General features: G+C 46.6%; 1 pseudogene. It reads right to left on the minus strand.

The window, feature by feature from the left end:
- Positions 1 to 236, minus strand: a pseudogene (locus IC21_RS15435) (ISLre2 family transposase); the annotation flags it as partial.

The raw sequence follows: 236 nt of genomic DNA on the forward strand, positions 1-236 counted from the left end.
CGATGAACTGCTTGAATGCAGGGCAACTGATCCGTGCTTTACGCCCACTGACGGGCGTACAGGCTGCTTGAGTAGTTGAGACATCCTGATTAATTGTTTCAAGTTCCGTTGCTTTCTCTCGCTTCTTGAACGGTGTTTCAGATAGACTTCTCTCAATGTCCCATTGAGTATGCCTTGTTTGATTTTCACCATGGCTTCTGCGCCAAGTTCACTCCAATGCATGCCCCTTTTTTTCA

The organism is Heyndrickxia coagulans DSM 1 = ATCC 7050 (assembly GCF_000290615.1).
Classification (GTDB): Bacteria; Bacillota; Bacilli; order Bacillales; family Bacillaceae_C; genus Weizmannia; species Weizmannia coagulans.